The organism is Rhizobium sp. Leaf453 (assembly GCF_001425605.1).
Taxonomy (GTDB): Bacteria; Pseudomonadota; Alphaproteobacteria; order Rhizobiales; family Rhizobiaceae; genus Pararhizobium.
The window spans coordinates 37,551-58,610 of sequence record NZ_LMRG01000001.1 but is presented as its reverse complement, the minus strand read 5'-3'; the positions used below and the strand labels follow the sequence as shown (position 1 = coordinate 58,610).

At 60.5% G+C, this 21,060-nt stretch carries 17 protein-coding genes; 7 read left to right on the top strand and 10 right to left on the bottom strand.

The annotated features are described in order from the left end of the window. Positions 1 to 20 precede the first annotated feature (20 nt). Positions 21 to 1,370, bottom strand: coding sequence for a putrescine-ornithine antiporter (gene potE / locus ASG68_RS00300; RefSeq protein WP_062576058.1), 1,350 nt, complete (start codon positions 1,368 to 1,370; stop codon positions 21 to 23). 166 nt (positions 1,371 to 1,536) lie between these two features. Next, complete coding sequence (locus ASG68_RS00295; protein ID WP_062576059.1) at positions 1,537 to 3,834, bottom strand: Orn/Lys/Arg decarboxylase N-terminal domain-containing protein; 2,298 nt, start codon at positions 3,832 to 3,834, stop codon at positions 1,537 to 1,539. A gap of 401 nt (positions 3,835 to 4,235) precedes the next feature. On the opposite strand from ASG68_RS00295, the gene ASG68_RS00290 reads away from it, so the two are divergent. Together ASG68_RS00290 and ASG68_RS00285 are read left to right on the top strand one after the other, a co-directional pair. After that, the gene (locus ASG68_RS00290; RefSeq protein ID WP_062576060.1) at positions 4,236 to 5,114 is read left to right on the top strand and encodes an amino acid ABC transporter substrate-binding protein; all 879 of its coding nucleotides are present in this window, start codon (positions 4,236 to 4,238) and stop codon (positions 5,112 to 5,114) included. Positions 5,115 to 5,127: 13 nt separating this feature from the next. Next, positions 5,128 to 6,444: an amino acid permease gene (locus ASG68_RS00285; RefSeq protein ID WP_082478293.1), complete on the top strand. Its 1,317-nt coding sequence runs from the start codon at positions 5,128 to 5,130 to the stop codon at positions 6,442 to 6,444. A 24-nt stretch (positions 6,445 to 6,468) separates the two neighbouring features. Here the strand turns inward: ASG68_RS00285 and ASG68_RS00280 are convergent, their stop codons facing one another. Further along, complete coding sequence (locus ASG68_RS00280) at positions 6,469 to 7,374, bottom strand: cation diffusion facilitator family transporter (protein ID WP_062576593.1); 906 nt, start codon at positions 7,372 to 7,374, stop codon at positions 6,469 to 6,471. A gap of 363 nt (positions 7,375 to 7,737) precedes the next feature. Here ASG68_RS00280 and ASG68_RS00275 point away from each other — a divergent pair, with 363 nt between their 5' ends. Next, positions 7,738 to 8,190, top strand: coding sequence for a hypothetical protein (locus ASG68_RS00275; RefSeq protein WP_062576061.1), 453 nt, complete (start codon positions 7,738 to 7,740; stop codon positions 8,188 to 8,190). A gap of 138 nt (positions 8,191 to 8,328) precedes the next feature. Here the strand turns inward: ASG68_RS00275 and ASG68_RS00270 are convergent, their stop codons facing one another. The 4 genes from ASG68_RS00270 to ASG68_RS00255 all read right to left on the bottom strand — a co-directional run bounded on the left by ASG68_RS00270 (position 8,329) and on the right by ASG68_RS00255 (position 12,887). After that, positions 8,329 to 10,047: a calcium-binding protein gene (locus ASG68_RS00270; RefSeq protein WP_062609093.1), complete on the bottom strand. Its 1,719-nt coding sequence runs from the start codon at positions 10,045 to 10,047 to the stop codon at positions 8,329 to 8,331. A 149-nt stretch (positions 10,048 to 10,196) separates the two neighbouring features. Continuing rightward, positions 10,197 to 11,705, bottom strand: coding sequence for a protein adenylyltransferase SelO (locus ASG68_RS00265; protein ID WP_062576063.1), 1,509 nt, complete (start codon positions 11,703 to 11,705; stop codon positions 10,197 to 10,199). A gap of 105 nt (positions 11,706 to 11,810) precedes the next feature. Next, entirely contained in the window at positions 11,811 to 12,332 is a 522-nt protein-coding gene (locus tag ASG68_RS00260; RefSeq protein ID WP_062576064.1) for a DUF1697 domain-containing protein, read from the bottom strand. Between the two features lie 75 nt (positions 12,333 to 12,407). Next, on the bottom strand, positions 12,408 to 12,887 hold the full coding sequence (locus ASG68_RS00255) for a hypothetical protein (RefSeq protein WP_062576065.1): 480 nt from the start codon (positions 12,885 to 12,887) through the stop codon (positions 12,408 to 12,410). Positions 12,888 to 13,022: 135 nt separating this feature from the next. Here ASG68_RS00255 and ASG68_RS00250 point away from each other — a divergent pair, with 135 nt between their 5' ends. After that, a complete protein-coding gene (locus ASG68_RS00250; protein ID WP_062576066.1) occupies positions 13,023 to 13,286 on the top strand; it encodes a hypothetical protein in 264 nt (87 codons plus the stop codon). A 25-nt stretch (positions 13,287 to 13,311) separates the two neighbouring features. Here ASG68_RS00250 and ASG68_RS00245 read toward each other — a convergent pair whose 3' ends face one another. Together ASG68_RS00245 and ASG68_RS00240 are read right to left on the bottom strand one after the other, a co-directional pair. Beyond that, a complete protein-coding gene (locus ASG68_RS00245) occupies positions 13,312 to 15,405 on the bottom strand; it encodes a S9 family peptidase (RefSeq protein WP_062576067.1) in 2,094 nt (697 codons plus the stop codon). Between the two features lie 111 nt (positions 15,406 to 15,516). Continuing rightward, a complete protein-coding gene (locus tag ASG68_RS00240) occupies positions 15,517 to 16,758 on the bottom strand; it encodes an adenylate/guanylate cyclase domain-containing protein (protein ID WP_244484058.1) in 1,242 nt (413 codons plus the stop codon). Between the two features lie 270 nt (positions 16,759 to 17,028). On the opposite strand from ASG68_RS00240, the gene ASG68_RS31015 reads away from it, so the two are divergent. After that, complete coding sequence (locus tag ASG68_RS31015) at positions 17,029 to 17,463, top strand: hypothetical protein (RefSeq protein WP_156373791.1); 435 nt, start codon at positions 17,029 to 17,031, stop codon at positions 17,461 to 17,463. Between the two features lie 27 nt (positions 17,464 to 17,490). Here the strand turns inward: ASG68_RS31015 and ASG68_RS00230 are convergent, their stop codons facing one another. Further along, positions 17,491 to 18,420, bottom strand: a complete 930-nt coding sequence (locus ASG68_RS00230; RefSeq protein WP_062576595.1) for a LysR family transcriptional regulator — start codon at positions 18,418 to 18,420, stop codon at positions 17,491 to 17,493. A 133-nt stretch (positions 18,421 to 18,553) separates the two neighbouring features. Here ASG68_RS00230 and ASG68_RS00225 point away from each other — a divergent pair, with 133 nt between their 5' ends. Then, on the top strand, positions 18,554 to 18,829 hold the full coding sequence (locus ASG68_RS00225; protein WP_062576069.1) for a DUF2798 domain-containing protein: 276 nt from the start codon (positions 18,554 to 18,556) through the stop codon (positions 18,827 to 18,829). 185 nt (positions 18,830 to 19,014) lie between these two features. Beyond that, on the top strand, positions 19,015 to 20,934 hold the full coding sequence (locus ASG68_RS00220; protein WP_062576070.1) for a methyl-accepting chemotaxis protein: 1,920 nt from the start codon (positions 19,015 to 19,017) through the stop codon (positions 20,932 to 20,934). The last annotated feature ends 126 nt before the right edge of the window (positions 20,935 to 21,060 follow it).

The following is a 21,060-nucleotide window of genomic DNA, read 5'->3' as shown; positions in this document are numbered from 1 at the left end:
TTTGGGTCATGCCCCTGCGGTCAGGCCTGCAGGGACTTGCCAGGGTCCTTGACGTGGGCTTCCACCTCCATCCGGTAGAAGCGGGCGCTGACGAAGCCGAAGAGCGTCCAACCCATGAAGACGGAGAGGCCGCCGAGCATCAGGGCCTGCTGACCGGAGCTGATCAGTGCATAGAAGCTGTAGGCAGTCGCGATCATCGCCACAATGTTGGTGAGTAGCGCCTTGCCTGCGGGTACGCCGGAAATCTTCTGGATGGTGATCAGGGCCGCCATGGACATGACGTAAGGCACCAGGTTGGTGACAACGGCGAGGTCGACCACCTTCTGGAACTGGCTGGTCAGTTCCGGGCTGATTGTCATCAGGGCAAGGGCAACCTGTGCCACGAGCAGGATAAGCATGCAGACGATCGGCGTGCCGGACTTGGTGGCCTTGCCGAAGATCGGCAGGAAGTAGCCGACATCGGCGGAGCTCTTGAACACCTGCGCGACGGTGAATTGCCAGCCGAGCAGGGAGCCGATGCAGGCAATGACCATCAGCGCGGTGACGATGCTGCCGATGAACGGGCTGAACATGGTTGCGAAGGCCAGACCGAACGGTGCGTTGGACGCTGCGAGTTCGGCATTGGGAATCATGCCGGCGATCACGTTGGTGGAGATGATGTAGATGATGGCAGCAGCGATGGTGCCGCCCAGAACGGCGATCGGTACGTCCCGCTCCGGATTTTCAACCGCATCGGCGTTGGCGCAAGCCGATTCCAGCCCGAGGAAGGCCCAGAGCGTGATGGAAATCGAGCCGCCGACGGCGGGGAGGAATTCGAGATTATGCGGGTTCCAGGCCGCAGCCCAGGTTGAACCGCTGAACCAGAACCAGCCAAGCAGCGACACGATGACCACGGGGATGATGACGCCCCAGACGGTGACCGCACCGATGCGGCCGGTAATCTGCGCTCCGCCGAAATTGGCCACCGTGGTCAGGATGAGCAGGACAATGGTCCACAAACCCGTCTGCAACGGTGTCAGCGTGGCACCGAACAACACGGTGCCATAGCCGACGGCAGTGATCGCGATCGCCACGTTGGCGATGACAAGGGAGAGGCCGTATGTGTAGTTCGCCATGTAGTTGCCGGCCTTGCCGAAGGCATATTCGGCGTAGCCACCCATGCCGCCCGGCTTGCGGCTCAGCATGCCGCAACGGGCGAAGGCATAGGCAAGAGCCAGCGAGCCACCCGCGGTTATCAACCAGGAGAAGATGGAAATCGTGCCGACCTGAGCCAGTTTTGCGGGCAAAAGGATAATGCCCGAACCCATCATGTTGACGGCAGTCAAAATGGTCAGCTGTGTGACCGTCATTTTGTTCTGCGTAGCAGCCATTTCAATCCCCTCGTTACGACGTTTCCAGCGGATGGTCGCTGTTTCTGTTTTTGAACGTGCTGGAAGTCCTGTTGAAAGTCCCGCCGGCTTCGCGCTTTTCTCATTCCGCGCAAGCCGCCGGTTCATTGCAAGAAATTGCCGGCCCTCGCGGGCCGGCTGGCAGAAATCAGGTCCGTTTCAGGCAGTAGACGTGATAGACACCGTCTTCGACTTCGACGCCGTGGGTATCGTGGGTGAAGCCGGGGAAACGGGAGTCATAGGCTTCCAGTGCCTTCAGATATCCGAGCAGCGGTCCATCGGCCGGCCCGGCATTTTCACCCGGCATCATCAGCGGAATACCCGGCGGATAGGGCACGACACCGGTCGCGACCGTCCGTCCGGCCAGTTCGTCGAGCGTGACCTTTTCGACATCGCCGCGGACGAGCACTTCATAGGCGCGCACAGGGCTCATGTCGGGAACGGGCAGGGTCGAGAAACCGGCGGCCATCATTTCCGTCGTCTTGAACTGATCCATTGCCGAGAACATCGTATCGGCCAGATCCTTCAGGCCCATATTGGCATAACGGTCACCGTAGTCCGCCATCAGCTTCGGCAGGGCGACTTCCAACGGCACGTTGGCGTCGTAATCGCGCTTGAAATCGCAAAGAGCACTGACCAGCGATCCCCACTTGCCCTTGGTGATACCGATTGAGAACAGGAACAGGATGGTGAAATCCGTTGTTTTCTCGGCGACGATACCGCGATGGTTCAGATAGGCCGTGACGATACCCGCGGGGATGCCGACCGGCATCAGGCCGCCGCCCGGCGCGACGCCAGGGGTCACGATCGAGACCTTGATCGGATCGAGCATGCAGTAGCCATCTTCGATCTCGCCGAAACCATGCCATGCGGCACCCGGCTTCAGGACCCAGCACAACGGGCTCGTGGTCAGCGACTCGAACGATGCCTCGTGGAAAGGCTGCTTGCGCCCGGTCTTCGGGTCGATCACCGTTTCCGGCTGCCAGCAATCGAAGAACCATTCGCTCCTGTCGGCGAAGTCGTTGTTCAATCGCGCGATCATCTGGCGGAAGGAGACCGCCTCCTCGATGGCTTCGCTGGTGAGCGCTTGCCCGCCGGGGCCGTCCATCATGGCGGCGGAGACATCGTTGGAGGCGATGATCGCATAGTTGGGCGATGTCGAAGCGTGCATCATGAATGTTTCATTGAACACGCTGTGGGGGATTGCCTTCTTGCCGTCACGCACATGGATGAAGGAGGCCTGCGACAAGGCCGCGAGCAGCTTGTGGGTCGAATGCGTGGCAAAGACCGTCGGCTTGTCGGGACCGTGATCCTTGGCGTCGCCGTGCATGGCGTGCCGCTCGCGGTACATCGGATTGAACCGCGCATAGCCATACCAGGCTTCGTCGAAATGCAGCCGGTCGACGCTGGCGCCCAGCAGTTCCTCGACCCGGGTGACATTGTAGCAGAGGCCGTCGTAGGTCGAGTTCGTGATGATCGCGTGCTTCGGTTCGCGATCTTCGATTCCGTCGGCGAGCGGATTGGCATCGATCAACTTGCGGATGGCAACGGCCGTCAGCCTTTCCGGCGGGATCGGCCCGATAATGCCATAGTGGTTTCTGGTCGGCAGCAGATAGGTCGGGATCGCACCCGACATGGTCATCGCGTGCTCGGCCGACTTGTGGCAATTGCGATCGCACAGCGCGATCTGGTCACGGCTGACACTGGCCATGAGGATGACGCGGTTGGAGGTCGATGAACCGTTCGTGACATGGTAGGTCCGGTGTGAACCGAACACGCGGGCGGCATATTTCTCGCTGGCGCCGATCGGGCCGGAATGGTCGAGAAGAGAACCGAGCTGCCCGACCGAAATCGAAAGGTCGGAGCGGAAAAGCGGCTCGCCGAAATATTCGAAGAAGGCCCGGCCCGCTGTCGATTTCAGGAAGGCCGTGCCGCCGGTATGTCCGGGCGTGTGCCACGAATATTCGTAAACCTGGGAAAATCGCGCGAGTGCGCCGAACATGGGCGGCAGCACCGTCGAGCGATACCGCTGGATCGCCGCCAGAATGCGGCCCCCGACGAAATCCGTTGTGTCCTCGAGCAGCCAGACAAAATCATCGACCTTGCTCATGATATCGGCGGGTACCGTGGAGGCGACGCTACGATCCGCCAGCAGGAAGACTGGAACCTTGGCGTTTCGCGCGCGCAGGGCCTCGACGACCGCGATCGACGGATCGTGGCCGGAAACCCCCAGGTCCCAGTCAAGCAGGATGCACTGAAGTGACGGATCCGAACGGATGACGGAAATCGCATCGTCGCTCGTTGTCGCCGTAACGACGGAAATATCGCGGCGCTCCAGTTCGGCAATGAGAGACGCAACAGCCCGGCCGGCTGCGCTGTCCTGGCCGATTTCGTCATCCGCGACCAAGGCCGTCATGCCGAGTCGTTTCTTTTCCTCGTTCTTCATGCAAATCTCCTCGTGGCAATAACGCGAATAACAGGTGAGAGAAGGGCGGTTGCCCTTTCTAATTACGTATTCTGTGGCGTCCGTCGTGATGGAGGCTAAGTTTCTCGCGTGAGACCTGAAGCAGGTATCGAAGTCACTGATTGCGAGGGAGCCATGTGAAAATGCATATCGGTAGGCTCATAAAATTCCTCCTAATTGCTTCTTATAGTTGAAGATTATTACATATTTTCAAATTGGCAAGGGTTCCCCGAAGTTAAATAATCTTTTTACCGAAGAGGTCCCTCGTGGAAACGTTTTTGCCGAACGAGCCGCTTCACCGGACTTGCCTTGTCGCGGCAAGCGTGACTATCATCCCTAACCCCATGCCAGGCCGGTATGGAAACTTTCGTTGAGGTTGCAAAATGAAGCAGATCGTGACCGCACTGATCCTGGGGCTCACGTTCTGGAATGTTGCGGCTGGTCTTGCCAATGGCCAGTCGACCGCCCCGGCCGCAATAAAGATCGGCTTCGTCGCCGACCAGGCGCCATTTTCCGCTAAGGTCGAAGGAGCGAGCCCGAAAGGCTACTCAATCGACGTGTGTCGCGCCGTGGTCGCGGAGATGAGCGGTGCCGAGGAACGCGTCGTGGAATTTGTCGAAACCACTTTGGGGGACGCTTTCACGGGTGTCGCGGCGGGGCGCATCGACATGCTGTGCGGTGCCATCACGATCACTCTCGAAAGGCGAAAATTCGTCGAATTTTCACAACCGATCTTCCGGACCGGAGCTGGCGCCATGCTGCGAACGGATTCCCCCCGGGACCTTCGAGAGCTGTTTCTCGGCGAGAAAACCGTCAGCCCGCCTCGCTCACCGCAGATGCAATCATTCGCAACTAGCTCGATCGGCGTTCGCAGCGGTTCCACAACCGAAGCGACGTTACGGCAGGCACTGGCCGAGGGCGGCTATAAAATGAACATTGTCGATTTTCCCACCCATGCCGAGGGGCTGGCTGCCCTGGAGGACCGCAAGATCGACGCCTATTTTGCCGATGGCGGCCTGCTCGGCAATCTTCGGAAAAATGCGCGTGCGCCCGACGACCTGATCATCGGCGACAAACTGCTGACCTATGAGTCCTATGGTATCGCCATGCGCCGCGATGATGCGGACTTTCGGCTGCAGGTGGACCGGGCGCTGACGCATTTGTACCAGGCCGACGCGTTCGAAAATATCCTGAAGACGCATTTCGGCGACGAAGCGCCGGCCATTCGCTCGGACATCCTTCTTCAGTCGATCCCCGAATAAGAGCGAGGTCCCCATGTCTTCCGACGTCCGGCAGGTTGGTTTATTTTCGGCGACGATGCTGGTGGCCGGCAACATGATTGGCGCCGGGATCTTCATGATGCCGACGATCATGGCGAGTATCGGCAGTGTCGCGACGCTGGGCTGGTTCGTGACCGCGCCGGGCGCTTTTATCATGGGTTACATGTTCGCGCGCCTCGGCAGGATCCGCCCGGTTGCCGGCGGGCCTTACGCCTATGCGCGCGAGGGGCTTGGCGATTTCGCCGGATTTCAGTGCAATCTGCTGTACTGGTTTTCAAACGTGATCGGCAACATTGCCATCGCGACCTCGATCACGGGCTATCTCACCGTTTTCTTCCCGGTATTGAAAAATCCCCTTTTCGGTGTCTTCAGCACGATTGCGATGATCTGGCTCGCTGCCGCGATCAACATGATCGGTCCGCGCGTCGTCACCCGGTTTGAGACCGTCACCACCATTCTCGGCATCGGTCCGATCGCAGTGCTCGGAATATGCGGCTGGTTCTTTTTCGACCCGGACGTCTTTGTTGCAGGCTGGAACCCGAAGGGTTTGAGCGAATTCAGCGCCGTGTCGTCCGCCATCTCCATCATGTTCTGGTCCTTCATGGGTGTCGAAAGTGCATCGGTTGCGGCTGCCGTGGTGAAGGATCCGGCCAAGAACGTCGCGCGCGCCACGCTGCTCGGCGTCTTGATTGCGGCGCTCGTCTATGTGCTCAGTACAACGGCCATCATGGGCGTTATTCCAAACGATGAACTGCGGCATTCGTCGGCGCCTTTCGCGGATGCCGCCATGCGGGTTTTCGGACCCGTGGGTGCCGTCATCATCACGCTGTGCGCCATCATGAAGGCCTGCGGTTGTCTCGGCGGCTGGACGCTGGTCAATGCCGAAACGGCGCTTGCGACGGCAAGGGACGGCCTGTTTCCAGCGATGTTCTCCAAGACCGATGCGCGCGGCGTTCCGGTGCGCGGTCTTGCGATTGTCGCGACGTTCATGACGGTAATCGTGTTCCTGACCATGTCTCCAACGGTCGGAGATGCCTTCCTGACGCTCACGGACATTTCGGTGCTGCTGGTGCTGACGCCGTATATCTTTGCGGCCGTGTCCGTTGCCTACTATGTCCAAAAGGGCATGACGACCCGATCGTTGACCTGGATTGCCCTCATCGTCATCGCCTATTGCCTCGCCGTGATCATTGCGTCGGCAGGGACCGCTGTTGCCATCAGCATGGCACTTGGCCTCGCCACGGCCCCACTGTTCCGGGCCTTCCTCGCGTTTAACGACAAGAGCGGCAACAATCTCGGCACGAAGCTCTAGTGGCCTGCCATCGAGGCAAGCCGGTCAGTCAGCCCACTTGATATCGCCGGTAAAGGCGATGGTCAGCCAGCGGTCGGGGCCGGCATCGCCGATCTCCTCGCCAACCTCGGCGCGAATGGCGTCCAATTGATCGACGCTGGAAAGCGGCATGTCGCGCGGCAGGAGGAAGTAGATCTCGATGACGCGCGAGCGGCCGACCTTGGCGACATAGGACCGGTAGCCGGATAGCCCATGGCGGGCAACCGCCTTTTCCGCGGCTGCGCGCGCGAGGATGTCGAGATCGGAGGGGGCGACGAGAAGCACATCCTTGAAAGCATTGAACACGGCCATCATCGGAACCGGCAACAGGCAGAGCGTCAGGACGGACAGGATGGCGGGATCGATATAGGGAACCCAGTTGCGATACTGCGTATTTTCAAGCACCGCGCCGGCTGCGAATGCGATGAGCAGCGTGACATTGATCAAGCCGGCCATCGCCCAGCCCTTCATGTCCAGCGCAAGGAAATCCGACTGGATATCGCGGTTGTGCCGGCGGACGTACAGGAACATGCCAAGGCAGATGAACGAGACCAGAATGGTGTAGCCGGCGGCCCAGTCGAAAACCAGGTGATGGCCTCCGGACAGGAAGGACGTCATGGCGATGACCAGTGCATAGACGGAAAGCAGCGTGAGCAGGCCGCCGTTGAAGACCAGCGCCATGGGCTCGATGTGCCAGAATCCCATCTGGAAGCGTGCGCTCTTGTGCCGGCTGATCAGCTTTGTGACGTAGAGCGCGAGCAGTGTCATTGCAGCGTCAATCAGCGAAAAGACGCCATCGAAAAGGATCGCCATCGATTCAGACAATATGCCGAGCAGCACGCCCGTCGCGCTGATAAATACCGTTACCGCGATCGACCATTTCAGAACGGTTTGTTCCGTGGATGTCGTCATGGGAAAGGTCACCTCCAAGTTTATCGCGCGGTTGAAGTGAAATCCGGTTTCTCTTGCTCGCCGCTGCCCGACATCGGCTGGATTGACCGGTTTTTCATTGCTGCATTCACACTCAATACGGGTGTATCGGGCGACGTGCAAATATCTTTTGGGCTCGACATCGTGCGGCTTGCTGTTGCGCTGTTCAACCGCTTCCTCGAGATTGAATGCGAGCCGATAGATCGAGGGCAACAGGCCCGTTCGCATCCACGGTGCGTGACACGAACAGAGATGGCAGGTGTGCGTCGCGATGACGGCAAACGGTTGCAGTGGCCCTTGTCCTGTCGGCTTAACGCTGATTTTCGGTATTGAAAGGTGAACGGGATGATCGAACAGGACTATTTGGATATGCTCGAAGCGCTCATGAGGGCGCATAGTCAGCTTTCAGAGGTCGCCTTGGACGAACTCTTTCGTGCCAGCTGTTTCGATCGAGGCGAAATGCTCGAACCTGCTGATGTCTTGCTGCTTGCGCGCATTTCGGGTGAAGCGGGCGAGCAATCGCAATCCCAAGGCCATCTTCTCAACATGCATGCGAAATCGCTTGATCGGTTGGAGGCGGCCGGCTTTTTGCATCTGAGCAGGCAAGAGAGGCTCAAGATCTATGGATTGACGGAGAAAGGGCGTGAAGCCGCAAGTATCGTGTCGGATGCGTTCGCGCGCCATCATTCGATTGTCAGTCGCCTCGCTGCCATCAATGCAACTAAACTTGCGTCTGTGAATGATGCACTGTCCCACCTCGATCGTACCTGGCGCGATATCGTTCTCTACAGACTTTGACAGTTTTTTCAGGTTGAACGACCGAAAGAATCGTTTGTCAGCTTGCCCTGAAAGATCGAGAATAGCGGCCGCATCTTCTGGCCAACAATCCGCATCGCCCCATCGCACCGATATCGAAGCAACGCAGCATGCGTGAGCCTAGATGACAAGGAAATCCGCGCTGGTCAGCGACAGCCCGGCCGTGGTCCTGGCAAACAGGATGCCTGCCGTCGCACCCGTGCCATCCGCGTCGTAATAGAGTTTCCCGGTGTCTTGCTCATAGATGACATGGTCATTGCTGTCCTCCGCGAGGCCAGTCCTGTTGGAGCGAAAATAGCCGGAGGCAAGTGTGCCGGTGCTGGAAAGGGCGGTGAAGATCGCGTTATCGAGCCGGATCGTGTCGTCGGCCACGCTGAAGTCGGTGATGGTGTCGACATTGCCGCTGCCAAGCGCGGTGGAGAAGACAAATGCATCCGCGCCGCCAAGGCCGGTCAGGGTATCGGAGCCACCCTTGCCGTTCAGGATATTGGCGCCGGCATTGCCGGTGATCGACTGGACGAGTTCGTTGCCCGTCAGGTCGATTCCGGACTTGCCACTGCCGCCATTGGTGGTCAGGATTTCGACGGAGACACCGGTTGCGAGCAAGTAATCCACGGCTGAAGCGACGCGGTCTCTCCCCTGTCCGGCGACTTCAACGATCACGTCGCCGCTGTTGTAGACCCGGTAGATATCATTGCCCAGAAGCCCTCGCAGCGTATCGGCACCGCCGGGCCCGCCATCGCTCAACGTATTGTCCGCGGCATTGCCGGTAATGGATTGGCTGAACGCATTGCCTGTGAGGTTGATCTGGACTGTGCCCGTGGACGACGACGTTCTCAGGGATTCGATTTCCGCCAAGGGGTTCAGGACGTAATCGGTGAATGTAAAATTGATTGCGCGGGCAATGACGATGTCGAATCCGCCGCCCGTGAGTTCGCTGACGCTGTCATCGACGTGGCTGACGTAGAAAATGTCATCGCCGTCGCCACCAGTCATGTTGTCCGCACCCGGGCCGCCGTCGAGTATGTCGTTGCCGCCCCTGCCGTCGAGCGTGTCGTTGCCTGTATCACCGTAGATGGAATTGGCGCCGCTGGAGCCGAGAAGCGTATCGCTGCGATTGCGGCTTGTGCCTCTTATGTTTTCGATCGAGACGAGCGTGTCGTTACCTTCTCCGCTCGAGAAACCAGCTTCGAGATCGACCGTGACCCCGCTCGTGGCGTACTCAAACCAGACGGTGTCGGTTCCGCTTCCACCGTTGAGGTAGTCGTCGCCGAGGCCTCCGTTCAATTTGTCATTACCGCTGTTGCCGATCAGGCGGTCGTTACCGCCTAGCCCCCGCAGCCCATCATCGAACGCCGAGCCATAAAAAAGGTCACCACGAAGGCTTCCCATCACGTTCACAGCATCATCGGCAAAGACCCTCAATTGCGTGGAAGACGTGTAGCGCGTGGAAAGGTCGAGGTACCAGTTCGGATGATACATGGTCCCTTCCAGAAGGATATCGAAGCGTTCAAGCCCGGCCGCGTTGATCTGGAGTGTAGAGATGGCGTCGAGTTGGGAAACGGTGGCGTAAAGCTTGGGGGCTTGCAGATCGAGGATCTCGACATTCCTGAAGGTCAGGTCGGTGCTGATCCTGTTTTCGTCGCCGGTCAGGAACACGGTGTCCGTATCGCTGCCGCCATCGAGCACGCCCATCTGCAACTCGTCAATGGTGAAAAGGTCATTGCCGCCGCCGCCCTTGAGCAGGTCCAAACCGCCACCGACGCCGGAGAACGTATCCGCGTCATCCGTTCCGGTGAAGACATCGATACCGCTGGTCAGTACAAAATTCTGTGCCACATTTTCCTCCCGTCAAATGAACGATCTCAATCGAAATGTTATTCGAGATAGACAGATAATACAAAACGATTGTTCGAAAAATATTTCATGGAAAACAATCATTATTTAGAGATTGCTTTTATTTTTCTCGTGTTGCTCCGTGATGATTGTTACGTCCCGCAGAATGTCCTCAGCACTTCTTCCTGCGGCAGTGGCGCGGATGCATAGGCGGCAAAACCGGGCTGGTCCTCGTAAGGCTTGGCCAGCACCGCCAGCAGCGCCTCGAACAACGAGAAATCGCCATCGTCTTGCGCCGCGCGGATGGCCTGTTCGATGCGGTGGTTGCGGGGGATGTAGGCGGGATTGACGGCGCGCATGGCGGCGGCGGTCTGCGTGTCGGAGAGGGGCTCGCGGCCGGTCCTCTCGCGCCAGGCCAGCAGCCAGGCTTCGATCTGGTGCGGCGTGGCGAAGAGCGCTTTCAGCGGCTCGTCCCGGCCGGTGTTTTCGGCGGCATCGCAGAGTGCCCGGAAGGTCAGGGTGAAGTCGGCGCCTCCCTGGTGCATCGCCGTCAGCAGCCCCTGGACGAGATCGAGGTCGCCGTCTTCTTCCGCGAACAGGCCGATCTTCGCCTTCATGCCGGTAAGCCAATGGGCCTGGAAAATCGGCCCATAACCGGCGATCGCATCATTGGCGAGATTGACGGCTTCGGACGGTTCGGGGTCGATGAGCGGCAGCAGGGCTTCAGCCAGCCGCGCCATGTTCCACTGGCCGATCGCCGGCTGGCTGGCGTAGGCATAACGACCGCTGCGATCTATCGATGAAAACACCTTCATCGGATCATAGGCATCGAGGAAGGCGCAGGGGCCGAAGTCGATGGTCTCGCCCGAGATGGAGCAATTGTCGGTGTTCATCACGCCATGGATGAAGCCGACCTGCAGCCAGCGGGCGATCAGGGCCGCCTGCCGCTCGACGACAGCCTTGAGCAGGTCGAGATACGGCCGGTCGCTGCCCTTGAGGTCGGGATAGTGGCGGTCGATCACATAATCCGCCAGCGTCTTCAGCCCCTCGGTGTCGCCGCGCGCGGCAAGAAACTGGAAGGTGCCGACGCGGATATGGCTCGCCGCCACCCGGGTGATGACGCCCCCGGGCAGGACATGTTCACGGTAGACCGGCTCGCCGGTGACGACGGCGGCCAGCGCCCGGGTGGCCGGAATGCCGAGCGCGTGCATCGCCTCGCTGGCGATGTATTCGCGCAGCACAGGACCCAGTGCCGCGCGCCCGTCGCCGCGCCGGGAATAGGGTGTCTTGCCAGCACCTTTCAGCTGGATGTCTCGCCGCTTTCCATTCCGGTCGATCACTTCGCCAAGCAGGATCGCCCGCCCGTCGCCGAGCAGCGGCACGAACTGGCCGAACTGGTGGCCGGCATAGGCCATGCCCAGCGGCTCGGCGCCTTCGGGAACCTGGTTGCCTGAAAAGATGGCCGCACCATCACGCTCCAGCGCATCGGCGTCGATCCCCAGCTCTTCCGCCAGCGGCCGATTGAACTTGATCAGCCAGGGTTCGGCGACTGGTGTTGGCATGGCGCTGGCATGGAAATGCGCCGGCAGCCGGGTATAGCTGTTGTCGAACGGGATAGGCGCACTGTGCGCCGGTTGGACACGCTTGATGGCTTCCGTCATGACCCCGATCCTGTCTTGCCAACGCCGGTTGTCCGGCGATTGAACAATAGATAGGGCGTCATCGCCATGAACGAAAGAGCGCGCGTCAAATCCGGGCTGGTGCCGTCAATGTGCCTCGATCTCCGCCGCCATCTCCGCCAGCTTGCGCACGGTGTTGAGATTGCGCGAGGTCGCGCGCCGCAGGATTTTGAGGGTCATGCGGGAGCGGCCGGAGCCGTTCGGATAGTGCACGTAGATTTCCTCGCCGGCGACCTTCGCCTCCTCGCCATCCGGCGCGACGAGATCAACAAGCGCATTGGCGGGTGCGGCCTCAGGCAGGAAATTGACCATCAGGTAATTGGGCTTGGCGTCGGGAAAGGGATTGTGGTCGGCGATGGTTTCGAGCTGCTTGCGGCTGCGCACCACCACGCCCGGGGCCTTACCCATGATCCGGGCGAGCGACTCGTCCAGCCTCCTGGCGGCGTCATCCGCCGGCAGGGGCGAGCGGAACAGGACATTGCCGCTCTGGATATAGGTTTTCACATCGGTAAAGCCCGCGTCCTCGCACAGGGCTCTCAGTTCGCTCATCAGAAGCCTGCCGGTGCCGCCGACATTAACGGCCCGCAGGAGGGCAATATGAACGCTCATGCGTCTCCTCCGCATCTGTCCGCAAATCACTCGGACAGGGGAGATTAACCTGCGTCGGCCATTCCGTAAAATGGTCTAGAGGCTGGCGCCATCCGTCGCCGGCAAATCGCCCTCGCCCTCAATGCCGACAAGTTGCTGCTTGATCGCTTCCTTGATCTCGGCCTCGATGGCGGCGCGGGCGTCGGCATCCATCGCGGCGAGGTCTTCTTCGGTCAAACCTTTTTCGCCAAGAATCTGCGCGCGGATCTTTTCGGCAACGGACATTGTCGACCATTCCATGAATTCGTCGGCGACGCTGGTTTTCGTCGACGGCCCGGTCAATGACACGGTATCGCCTGCCAAGCCCCCATCGGCTTCCATCTTGTCGGCCATCGACAACCAGAGCGCGGAAGACAGCGACGAGGACGACGCCGAGCCACCGATCGAAACCGTCGGCGCCTGCGTGCGCTGGTTGCCGCCATCTGCGGGCAAGAGCAGGCTGGAGGCTGCGCTGCCGGATGGCTGGCCGTTGTTTTGCGAACGATAATAGCTGCTGATGCTGTCGCCGATTTTCATGCAGATTCTCCCTTGAAGGTTGCAGGGAGAGGTAGGCGGCGGGGCATGTGCGGGGCTTGCAGGTTCAGTCGATCTGGTGGAGTTTCAGTGGCGAGTTCCGACGGCGGTTGTTGGACCTGGCTAGGGAAATGTGGCATGACTTTCAGCATATCGAAACACGACGGTCGCACGCATTCTCTGGAGTTCGACGAAACGGAATTGCCCGCTCTAAGGGAGTTCCTTCACAGTCATTTCAAAGAGATAGACATACAGGAACATGTCATTCATGACGACGTTGTCATCGCCGGCACCCGGTTGTTGTTTTACTATGAATGGGATCCGTGCCTGATATCGATGGATGAGGAGGGTGGACACCTGCTCGATTTCATTTTCACCCGCCTGTCAGCGGGTGAAACATAGTCTGGCAATGTGACGTTTGTGATCCCTACATCTTCCCCGCCACCTTGATCGCAAACGCATATTCGAACGCGATCTCTTCCAGTCGCTGGAAGCGGCCGGAGGCGCCGCCGTGGCCGGCGTCCATGTTGGTTTTCATCAGGATCGGTTCGGCTCCGGTGGTCTTTTCGCGCAGGCGCGCGACCCATTTGGCCGGCTCCCAATAGGTGACGCGCGGATCGGTGAGGCCGCCGAGCGCGAGGATCGCAGGGTAGGGCTTTTCCGAAACGTTGTCGTAGGGCGAGTAGGCGGCCATGCGCTCGTAGGCGGTCTTGTCCTCGATCGGGTTGCCCCATTCCGGCCATTCCGGCGGTGTCAGCGGCAGCGTGTCGTCGAGCATGGTGTTGAGAACATCGACGAAGGGAACGGCGGCGATGACGCCCTTGAATTTCTCCGGCGCCATGTTGGCGATCGCGCCCATCAGCATGCCGCCGGCCGATCCGCCCTCGGCGACGATGTTCGCGTAGGACGTGAACTTCTCCTGATTCAGATAGTCGGCCGCCGCGATGAAGTCCTTGAACGTATTGGTCTTCTTCTCCATCTTGCCGTCTTCGTACCACTGAAACCCCTTGTCCTTGCCGCCGCGGATGTGGGCGATGGCATAGACGAAGCCGCGATCGGCGAGCGACAGGCAATTGGTGTTGAACGAGGCTGGAATGGCAATGCCGTAGGCGCCGTAGCCGTAGAGCAGGCAGGGGGCGGAGCCGTCAAGCGGCGTATCCTTGCGATAGAGCAGGGTGACCGGGACCGGCACGCCGTCCCAGGACGGCGCCATGACGCGGCGCGTGACATAGTCTTCCGGATTGTGGCCCGACGGCACTTCCTGTGTCTTCAGCAGCGTGCGCTCCCGCGTCACCATGTTGTAGTCGTAAAGCTGGCTCGGCGTCGTCATCGACGAATAGGAGAAGCGGATGACGTCCGTATCGTATTCGGCGGCGCCCTGAAGTCCCAGCGAGAAGGCTTCCTCGGCAAAGGCGATCGCGTGTTCCTCGCCCGTCTTGCGGTCGCGGATCTTGATCTGCGGCAGGCCGGCTTCGCGCTCTAGCCAGACCAGATGGCGGGCATAGGCGCCATGCGAAATGATCAGCCGGCCGGCGGTGTGCGGCACCACATCCACCCAGTTTTCTCGACTCGGTTTGCCAACCGGCGTCTGCATGATCTTGAAATCCTTGGCGCCGTCGGCGTTCGTCAGGATGTAGAAGACGTCGCCGCCCTCGGAGAGGGAATATTCCAGTCCGGTTTCGCGCGCCGAGACCAGTTGCGGCTTGCCCAGAAGATCGGAGGTCGGCAGCAGCCAGTATTCGCTGGTCTCGTGGTCGTGAATGTCGATGTAGATGAAGTCGTCCAGCATCGAGCCGCCGACGCCCATGAAGAAGCCCGGATCCTCTTCCTCGTAGACCAGCCGGTCGGCCGACTGTGGCTCACCGATGATGTGGTGGAAGATTTTCGACGGGCGATGGTTGTCGTCGAGCACGGTATAGAAGAAGCTCTTGCCGTCCGGCGCCCAGGCACCGCCGCCGCCGGTGCTTTCGATCACGTCGTCGAGGTCATTACCGGTTGAAAGGTCGCGGACGCGCAGCGTGTAATATTCCGACCCCTTGTCGTCATAGCCCCAGATGCCGCGGCTGTGGTCGGTGGTATGGTCGATACCGGCGAGGCGAAAATAGGCCTTGCCTTCCGCTTCCTTGTCACCATCCAGCATCACGGTCCGTTCGCCGCCATCACGCAGTTCGCGGAAATAGCGCGGCTGCTCGCCGCCGGTGACGAAGAAGGTGCCGTAGGCAAAAGGCCCGTCCTTCATCGGAACGGACGAGTCATCCTCCTTGATGCGGCCCTTCATCTCGGCAAACAGCGTCTTCTGCAGCGCTTCCGTGTCTGCCATCGCCGCCTTCATATAGGCATTCTCTGCCTCCAGATGCGCGCGGATTTCCGGATCGAGGATCGACGGATCCTTGAACATCGCCTGCCAATTATCGGCCCTGAGCCAGGCATAATCATCGGTGCGGGTAATGCCGTGGCGCGTATCGGTCACCGGCTTCTTGCGTGCAACGGGAGCGGCGGGAAGGTTCTTGAAGATGGACAAGCAATGTCTCCAGCGATGCGAGAAGTGAGGAGTTCGGAGATAGAGGCGGGGAGGGGCAGGTTCAAGGGAAAAGAATGAGGTACAATACGCGCATGCCTTGCCTGAGTGCCGTCATTGCCTCGCCACAGATGCCCGCCGGCGAGAGGTCTTCGTTTTCGGTGTCGTGCCCGCGGCTGCAAGGCTCGGGTCGAGCGTGAACAATTCCTTGGCTTTTCCAACGCCTTTCAGCGCAAATCGCCCGACGGAAACGAGCTTGTCTCGTTCCTCCCCCAACAGGAGGCCGGCGAACTCCGAGGAGCAGAGCATGTCGCGCCCTGTGGATTGGCACATGTCGCTGATGCGGCTGACTTCATTGACTGCCTGGCCAATCACGGTGAAATCGAGCCGGTCGGGTGTGCCGATATTGCCGTAGAATACATCCCCAGAATGCAGACCGAGATGGATGTCGGCGACAGGCAGGCCCTCTGTTTTGCGACGGCGTGCAAGCTGGCCGAGCCGCAGCCGTAGATCGTGCTCCGCGTCAACGGCCGCCCGGCACGCATATTCCGGCCGGGAACTCGTAAACATCGCGAGAACACCGTCTCCGATCAGCTTCAGGACATCACCGCCGGCCGACCTGACCGCCCCGATCACCGCCTCTGCATAGTCGTTGATCAGAGGGATCAACTGATCGGCCTGCACGGATTCGGAGAGATGGGTGTAGCCGGTGATGTCCGAATACCAGAGCACGGCCCGGATACGCCTCACGGAATCATGTCGAATAGCGCCGCTGAGCACACGCCGGCCGGCGTCGCGACCGAGATAGGCTTCTGCGAGCGTCTTCGTCAGCCGGGTTTGTGCCGCGGACCGGATGGCAAGGCCAAGGTGAGGCGTCAGTTGCGCCAGGCAGGCCACATCACCGTCGCTGAATCCACCCGGCTGAGCCGTGGTGAAACGCGCATAGAATGCGTTGACATCTTCGACGCGCACCGCCTGCCGCGTGCGGTAGACGAACGCCAGATAGTCAGTCTGACCAGCGTCACACAATTCCTGGATCGCCGGGTAGCCGTGGGTTTCGCCATGCTCGAGCCGGCAGCGGAGCGAGGTCTCGCGCCGACGCAGCATTTGCAGGAAGGGGCTGCGCGACCACTGAGCCGCAACGTCCGGATCACGACCGACGACATGTTGTTCTTCGCGGAAAGGGTTTTCGGGATCCTCGTCCCAAAAAAATGCGCGCGCCTCATACATCGGATGAAGCGTGTCGATCATCACGAAGACTTTGCCGAGCGGCACTCCGGCCTCGACGCATCGTTCGCAGAATGCCCGCGTCAGCGAGGCCTCGTCTCGAATGCCCAGCAGGCCGGCCTCGGCCAACCACGCGGCGATCTCGTTGCAATCACGGGTATCCATGAAGCGATCATAGCGGCATCACCAGCAGGTAAAAAGTCGAATTGCGCTGCTGGGCCAGTTAATGTTGCCAGTTCGATAAACATCGGCTTCGGGTCAATAGCGGTTGTCGCTGCAGCCGATGAAATCAAAAGGTTCGATCCCCCTCACGCCCCGCGCCAGCGGCCCTTGAGTGCGGCCACCGCATGGTCTCAGTCAACGAAATGAGATAGGCGTCGGTACTAATAGGCGGGTAACATGGTCGATGCTCAAGCGCGTCAACGCGAGAAGGATTATCTCGCGCTGATATCGTTGAGAACCCGACTACTCATCCGTGCGCCAATAGGCCTTGTAAAGAGCGTGAGCCGCGAAAGCGGTCTCATACTCGGGATATGCCATGCCAAGAACGATGACGTTTATCTCTTGAAGAGTTTGATTGAAGTCTTCGATGCAGACACCCGCGCATGTGAGCATACCGTATGCGTCGGACCGTGCCGAAAGGTTAGCGCTCTCCCCCAGCTTGTTATCGTCGCCATCGATGACATATGCGTGGATGCGCGGGGCATATTCTGGGGCAGCAACGAACCGTCCTCCGGCGACGCCCATTGGTGGGTCAATTGGATCAAGGTGCGCATGCCCTATGACTTTCCCCTCGCACAGAATATCGACTTCCATAATGTCCTCAAAATTTGACAGAAATAACCGTTTCGACCCTGCTCTTCACGCCCCGCGCCAGCGCCCCTTCAGCGCCGCCACCGCGTGGTCGATAAACGCCCGGATTTTCGGGGTTTCCGCCTGCCGGTCGAGATAGCAGGCGTAGAAATCGAAGGGAGCGTGGCCGGTGATGGCGCCGGGCGTTCCGGGGTCGCGGTCGAACAGGGGGACAAGCATGCCTTTGTCGATCAGCGGTTCGCTGATGAAGGCGCCGAGCCTTGCGATGCCGGCGCCGGCGAGCGCCATTTCCGTTAGCGTATCGATATCGTTGCTGACGATCTTTGCCTCGATCGCCGGTTCGAACAGCGTGCCGTCCTGCAGGAATGTCCACTGGAACAGGCGGCCGTGCACGGCGAAGCGATAGACGAGGCAATCGTGATGCACGAGGTCTTCCGGTTTTTTCGGCCGGCCCCGGCGGGCGATGTAGTCCGGTGAGGCACAGAGCAGCATCGGCACCGTCGCCAGCCGCCGGGCGATCAGCGATGGTTCCAACTGCTCGGCAAAGCGCACGCTGATATCCACCCCTTCGCGGATATGGTCGACGGCAGCATCTGTGATCAACAGTTCCACCCGCACGTCGGGATACCGGGCGACGAAGGCCGGGACGAGCGGCGCCACGACATGCCGGCCGAAGGCGACGGAGGCTGCGATCTTCAAGGGTCCGCGCGGCGCATCCTGCAGCGAGGAAACGGCTTCGCCCGCCTGTTCGAGATCGGCGATTACGTGGCGTACGCGGTCGTAATAGACCTGTCCGCTCTCGGTCAGGCCGAGTTTGCGCGTGGTGCGTTGGAGGAGGCGGGTGCCGAGGCTGCGTTCCAGCCGGGCGATATTCTGGCTGGCGGCGGCCGGCGTAATGCCGAGCCGGCGGGCCGCTCCGGCGATGCTGCCTTCCTCGACACTGCGAATGAAACTCTCGACGCCGCGCAGGGTATCCATAATCATGCCAATCGAATTGATGATATCATTCGATAGTTTTGCTTCATTCTGAGCGTGCTTGCAATGATCTACTGCGCGTGCGCCGGCGATGGCATTTTCCGCCCAACGGATCACACCATCGAAGGACTACACCATGACTGATTTATCCCTTTCCACGCCCGCTACGCGCGGCTTCAAGCTTCCCGCCCGCGCCATGCCGATCGTCTTTGCCTTCTTCATGTCGGCGATCATGGCGTTCCTGATGTGCGGCGTCATCGTTGCCGCCAATAGCGGCTTTCCCGGCGATTATTTCGCCCGCGTCATTGCGGCTTATGTCGTTGCCATGCCCGCCGCTTTCGTCTGCGTGCTGATCGTGCGTCCGGTTGCCTTGAAGCTCGCCAGCCTTTTCGTCTGCACGCCGGGCAAGTGACCGTGCTGCGGCGCGAAAGCGTTGCCGCAATGCGAGAACAAGAGGGGAAAATTTAACTCAAATTTAGGGCAAGTGCGGGAGTCTCGCGCCACCGGGCGCAATGTTCTTCCGCGCTGTCTCCAGGCATCAGGCCTTCCCCCTCTTTGTGTTCAGCATGCGGGCAGACGTGCCCGCCGGAGTCCGCCATGACGTTTCGCAATCTCTCCATTCTCCAGAAGATCGGCCTTGTCGTCTTCGTGATGGGCCTGTCCTCGCTTGTCATCGGCCTAGTCGGCGCCAGAGGCCTTTCGGCGCTGGAATCCGCGATGGTTTCCGTCGGTACCAAGGAAGAGGTTGCCCGCGAGGCGATGGACCTGCGTGTCGATATCATCGCCATCAGTCGCATGACCTATCAGCTGGCCGCCGCACCGGAAAAGGCCGCCGATTTCCGAGCCGAGGCAGACAAGCGCTCCGGCGAAATGCTGGCCCGCCTGCCGAAGATCGAGGCCGCCGCCGATGCGACGGAAGTCCAGCAGCTCGGCAAGATTCGCCAGACGCTGGAAAGCTATTTCGCCAGCATCCGGTCGATGGTGGATGTCGCCGAGGCCGATCCGGCCAATGGTGCGGCGATCAAGGCTGCCCTCGGTGTCGCGCTGGATGGCCAGAAGGTCGTGACGGCATCGGTCAAGGAATACAGCACCTATTCGGGTGAGGCCCTTGCCTCCGCCCGCGCTGCTGCGCTGGCGGAATCCAACATGGCCATGCTGGTTGTCGCTGCCGCCATCGTCGCCTGCATCGTCTTCGGTGCCGTCGTCAGCCTGCTCGTCGCCCGCCGCGGCATCGCCACGCCGGTTCGCGACCTGACCGCTGCCATGAGCCGCCTGGCCGAAGGCAATCTGGCCGAGACCGGCACCGACGCCACCCGCAAGGACGAAATCGGCGAGATGGCCCGCGCCGTCGAGGTCTTCCGCACCAATGCGCTCTCCATGCGCGACATGAAGGCCCAGGAAGAGGCGCTGCATGCCCGCTCCAGCGACCTGCAGTCGAGCATCAGCACGGTCGTTGCCGCCGCCGTCGCCGGTGATTTCACCGCCCGCATCCGCAAGGACTACGGCAATGCCGACCTCAACCGCTTTGCCGGCAGCGTCAACGAACTGGTCGACAGCATCGACCATGCGGTCACCGAGGTTCGCCGCGTTATCGCCGCACTGGCCGATGCCGACCTGTCGCAGGCCATGGAAGGCAGTTATCAGGGCGCCTTTGCCGAGCTGCAGAGCAATGTCAACGCGACGATGGTGACGCTGCGCTCGACCATGAGCAATGTCCGCGGCTCCGCCGGCACGATCAAGGACAGCTCGTCGGAACTGTCGTCGGCCGCCAATGACCTCTCCAAGCGCACCGAGCAGCAGGCTGCCGCGCTTGAGGAGACCGCCGCCGCGCTGGACGAGATCACTGCAACCGTCCGCACCTCAGCCCAGCGCGCCAATGAAGCCCGCGACATGGTGCGCGAAACCAAGGACAGCGCCGGCAAGTCCGGCGAGATCGTCCGCAGCGCCGTCAGCGCCATGGGCCGTATCGAGGAATCTTCCAGCAAGATCAGCCAGATCATCGGCGTCATCGACGAAATCGCCTTCCAGACCAACCTGCTGGCGCTGAATGCCGGCGTCGAGGCCGCCCGGGCGGGCGAGGCCGGTCGCGGCTTTGCCGTCGTCGCGCAGGAAGTGCGCGAACTCGCTCAGCGCTCCGCCAACGCCGCCAAGGAGATCAAGAACCTGATCAGTGCATCGGCGGCGGAAGTCGGCGGCGGTGTCTCGCTGGTGCGCGCCACCGGCGATGCGCTGGTTGAAATCGAACAGCTGGTTCTTCGCGTCAATGATCACGTCGAGAGCATCGCCACGGCCGCTCGCGAACAGTCGACCGCGCTTGCCGAGATCAACACGTCGGTCAACCACATGGACCAGATGACCCAGAAGAACGCCGCCATGGTCGAGGAAACCACGGCCGCCAGCGAGACGCTCGCGGAAGAAAGCCGCCAGCTGCAGACCCTGCTCGCCCGCTTCAAGCTCGAGGACGGCGCCGGCAGCAATGCGCTGGCATCGATGGCGCGTCGGATGCGCGCGGCGTAATCTGAGCCAAAACAAACACTTGAGAGGTCGCATGTGATCGCACATGCGGCCTTTTCTTTTTCTCCTGTGAAATTCACGGCTCCAGTCTGGACATTGCGGATGTAACTTTATAACAACGTAACGTTA

Excerpts from the sequence above, each read along its gene's own strand:
- ASG68_RS00220 (WP_062576070.1), top strand. The coding sequence starts at position 19,015 with ATGACGTTTCGCAATCTCTCCATTCTCCAGAAGATCGGCCTTGTCGTC.
- ASG68_RS00290 (WP_062576060.1), top strand. The coding sequence starts at position 4,236 with ATGAAGCAGATCGTGACCGCACTGATCCTGGGGCTCACGTTCTGGAAT.
- potE (WP_062576058.1), bottom strand. The coding sequence starts at position 1,370 with ATGGCTGCTACGCAGAACAAAATGACGGTCACACAGCTGACCATTTTG.
- ASG68_RS00280 (WP_062576593.1), bottom strand. The coding sequence starts at position 7,374 with ATGACGACATCCACGGAACAAACCGTTCTGAAATGGTCGATCGCGGTA.
- ASG68_RS00285 (WP_082478293.1), top strand. The coding sequence starts at position 5,128 with ATGTCTTCCGACGTCCGGCAGGTTGGTTTATTTTCGGCGACGATGCTG.
- ASG68_RS00275 (WP_062576061.1), top strand. The coding sequence starts at position 7,738 with ATGATCGAACAGGACTATTTGGATATGCTCGAAGCGCTCATGAGGGCG.
- ASG68_RS31015 (WP_156373791.1), top strand. The coding sequence starts at position 17,029 with ATGGTCGATGCTCAAGCGCGTCAACGCGAGAAGGATTATCTCGCGCTG.
- ASG68_RS00265 (WP_062576063.1), bottom strand. The coding sequence starts at position 11,705 with ATGACGGAAGCCATCAAGCGTGTCCAACCGGCGCACAGTGCGCCTATC.
- ASG68_RS00230 (WP_062576595.1), bottom strand. The coding sequence starts at position 18,420 with ATGGATACCCTGCGCGGCGTCGAGAGTTTCATTCGCAGTGTCGAGGAA.
- ASG68_RS00250 (WP_062576066.1), top strand. The coding sequence starts at position 13,023 with ATGACTTTCAGCATATCGAAACACGACGGTCGCACGCATTCTCTGGAG.
- ASG68_RS00255 (WP_062576065.1), bottom strand. The coding sequence starts at position 12,887 with ATGAAAATCGGCGACAGCATCAGCAGCTATTATCGTTCGCAAAACAAC.
- ASG68_RS00260 (WP_062576064.1), bottom strand. The coding sequence starts at position 12,332 with ATGAGCGTTCATATTGCCCTCCTGCGGGCCGTTAATGTCGGCGGCACC.
- ASG68_RS00225 (WP_062576069.1), top strand. The coding sequence starts at position 18,554 with ATGACTGATTTATCCCTTTCCACGCCCGCTACGCGCGGCTTCAAGCTT.
- ASG68_RS00295 (WP_062576059.1), bottom strand. The coding sequence starts at position 3,834 with ATGAAGAACGAGGAAAAGAAACGACTCGGCATGACGGCCTTGGTCGCG.